Annotated in this window: 3 protein-coding genes; 1 reads left to right on the top strand and 2 read right to left on the bottom strand. The window is 69.3% G+C overall.

What is annotated here, in order from left to right; translation table 11 throughout:
• Positions 1-795 precede the first annotated feature (795 nt).
• Together WBA11_RS00840 and WBA11_RS00845 are read right to left on the bottom strand one after the other, a co-directional pair.
• The gene (locus WBA11_RS00840) at positions 796-1,047 is read right to left on the bottom strand and encodes a hypothetical protein (protein ID WP_424518838.1); all 252 of its coding nucleotides are present in this window, start codon (positions 1,045-1,047) and stop codon (positions 796-798) included.
• A 162-nt stretch (positions 1,048-1,209) separates the two neighbouring features.
• Entirely contained in the window at positions 1,210-2,409 is a 1,200-nt protein-coding gene (locus WBA11_RS00845) for an endonuclease/exonuclease/phosphatase family protein (protein WP_424518839.1), read from the bottom strand.
• A gap of 81 nt (positions 2,410-2,490) precedes the next feature.
• On the opposite strand from WBA11_RS00845, the gene WBA11_RS00850 reads away from it, so the two are divergent.
• On the top strand, positions 2,491-2,709 hold a 219-nt coding region (locus WBA11_RS00850), incomplete at its 3' end, for a hypothetical protein (protein WP_424518840.1).

Below are 2,709 nucleotides of genomic sequence, written 5' to 3' on the forward strand. Positions count from 1 at the left end.
GGTGGCGGCTACGGTGGCGGCGGTGGAAACCGCGGCGGTGGCGGCTACGGCGGCGGTGGAAACCGCGGCGGTGGTGGCTACGGCGGCGGCGGCGGCTACTAGCCCCACGCTCTAAAGCCCTTTGGGCGGTGACCTTTCGGGGTCGCCGCCCTTTTTTTTGTCCGCCCTCGAGGTCGAAACGGCACGCCCTCGAGGACGAGGACGGACCTCCCGGCATGCACATCCCAGTGAGCTGCCCTCGTGCTCGCGATGCTGGGTATTCAGACCGAGCACGCCCTCACCCGCCGTCGTCCCTGTGAAGGCGGGGATCCAGAGGAGCGCCCTCGAGACCGGCTCGACCTCGAGGGCGTGCTAAGCACGTCCGGTCACTGAGACGTGGCGTGACCGCATGGGAGCCGCGCACGTCCTGGATCCCTGCCTCCACGATGACAGGGGTAGGTATTTCGCTTCGAGCACGTCGTCCCCCGCCGTCGTCCCCGCGCACGCGGGGATCCGGAGTGCCGACCTCGAGAGCGCGTCGTCCTCGAGGACGAGCCGGGCACGGCCATTCATCGTGACGCGACCGGGAGGTTCGGGAGCCACGCACGCTCTGGATTGGCTGCGCCGACCTCGAGGACTCGGGTCCCGCCTCCGCGGGAAGGACTCGTGTAGGGGCGAGAGGCCACTACCTACCCCTGTCAGCGCCTTCGCGGGGATGACTGATGTCGTAACGGCGAGGCGAGCATAGGCCTGCCAGCGTGCAGAGACCCAGCGCGGTGCCAATCTCGACCTCGAAGGCGCGTTGCGCCCGACCTCCTACGCTCGCGGTCGAGGGCGGGGCCGATCTCGTTTAACAAACCCCTCGTCCGTCCAGGTGACCAGCGACCTCGAGGTCAAGAGGTCGATGACCTCGGCCGGGTTGCACGGATCGCTCGAACCGAGCGACCGGTCGGCCTCGACGCACAGGACGGCGACGTCGGCCGCCGTGAACGAGGCGGGCGCCTTGGGCAGGCGCTCGTAGACGTACTTGGTGCTCGGCGACAGGAAGCGCCCGCGGAACGGGACCATCCGCCACGTCTGGCTCCGCCGAGGCCGGGGGGACGGACGCCCGCCGTGTGGCGAGTCGTCGATGGTCTCGTCCGTCGAGCGTTTACGGGGCAGGCGGCGTTTCCGAGACACGGAGTCAAAGCGTCGTGGCCATCCTAGACGCTCGAGACTCACAACCGGTCCCTACTCGACCCGTACGATCACGGCCGACCGCACGACCTCGCCCGCTCTCAGCCGGACCACGTAGGCACCCGGCACCCACGCCGCGCCCTCGAGGGCGACCGCGTGCTCGCCCTCTCCGAACGAGCCCTCGACCTCGAGGACCGACCGGCCCAGCACGTCGAACACTTCGAGCCGGACGTCGGAGGCGGCCTCGAGGACGAACCGCAGGTTGGTGGCGCCGCGGAAGGGGTTCGGCGCGGACGGAAGCAGGCGGGTCCGAAGAGGCTCGCCGCAGCCGTCGCAGATGACCGGTCGGTTGAGGTCGAACCGGGCCAGGACCGGCGCGTGATCCGAGGTCGTGCGGGTGTAGATCCCGACCTCCGTCAGCACCTCGTCGTAGCGGGCCACCTCGGCGAGCCGGACGGGGAAGTTGGCCGTGTACACGACGTGGTCGATCGTCGAGCCCCCCGAGCACGTCGTGCTGCTGCCGCAGAACGTGCCAATGCCGGCGTCCTCAAGGGCGAGCGAAGCCGAGACGTAATCGGCGTCCGCGACGATCGGCGCGTAGGGAGACTGCGACTCGCTCTGGCGGATGCTCCCGGTCAGCAGGTCGTTGAAGTCGCCGAGCAGGACCACGGACTCGCCCCGAGCGATCCGGTCGTCGATGTACTCTTTGAGGCGCTCGGCGCCACGCGTACGGTTGGTGTAGTCGCGCTGACTCGTGCCGGCGTCGGCGTGGAGCGCGATAAAGCGGACCGTCCGGCTTTCGCCCTCGACCGTGACGCGCGCTTGAAGCTCGAAGGGCGCTCGACCGGCAAAGTTGGCCGTCGACAGGATCGTCCGCGAGCCGATCACGGAGACCACCGACGGGTCGTAGATGAACCCGAGCCGGAGTTGGAAGCTGCCGCTGGTCTCCGGCCCCAACCGGCCGGTGTATCCGTCGTCCTGGAGTTGGCTGATGAGCTCCTGCCACGCGTCCTGCGACCCGATCTCCTGCACGGCCCACAGGTCAATCTCGGACTGTGACACGACGGCCTCGACGTTGCTCAGCTGGAGCGCTTCGTCGGTCGGGCCGAACCCCGCGTCGGCGTTTCCGAAGTGCTCGATGTTCCAGGTCGCGACGTCGAACGTGGCGTCCGCACCACGCGGCGTAACGGTCTGTGCCGATGCCACCGAGACGAGTAGAGAGAGAGCGGCGAAGGCGGGGAAGCGAACGAACATCGAGGCAGCGGGTGGGACATCGAAGGTACCCGGCCTGCCGGGCGGTCTCGGGGCGAATAGATTGGGGCGTCCCCCCGGCCTATGTCCATTATCTCCGTCGTCGGCTCGCCCGACCTCGACGCGCGCCTGCCTGCCTTCGCCGACCTCGAGGCGCCGGCCGTCGTCATCGGCGGAGCGATCTCGGAGCGCGTCGGTCACGCCGCGCGAGCCGTCCGGGACGGCGTGAGGCCGATGATTCTGTGGCCGCCCGCGGGGTCCGCCCTCGAGGCCGAGGACTTGGTGGCGCACGCAGACGAGGCC

Source organism: Rubrivirga sp., assembly GCF_049648075.1.
Classification (GTDB): Bacteria; Bacteroidota; Rhodothermia; order Rhodothermales; family Rubricoccaceae; genus Rubrivirga.

Bases quoted from the DNA above. Each gene is read 5' to 3' on its own strand.
- WBA11_RS00840 (WP_424518838.1), bottom strand. From the start codon at position 1,047: ATGGTCCCGTTCCGCGGGCGCTTCCTGTCGCCGAGCACCAAGTACGTC.
- WBA11_RS00845 (WP_424518839.1), bottom strand. From the start codon at position 2,409: ATGTTCGTTCGCTTCCCCGCCTTCGCCGCTCTCTCTCTACTCGTCTCG.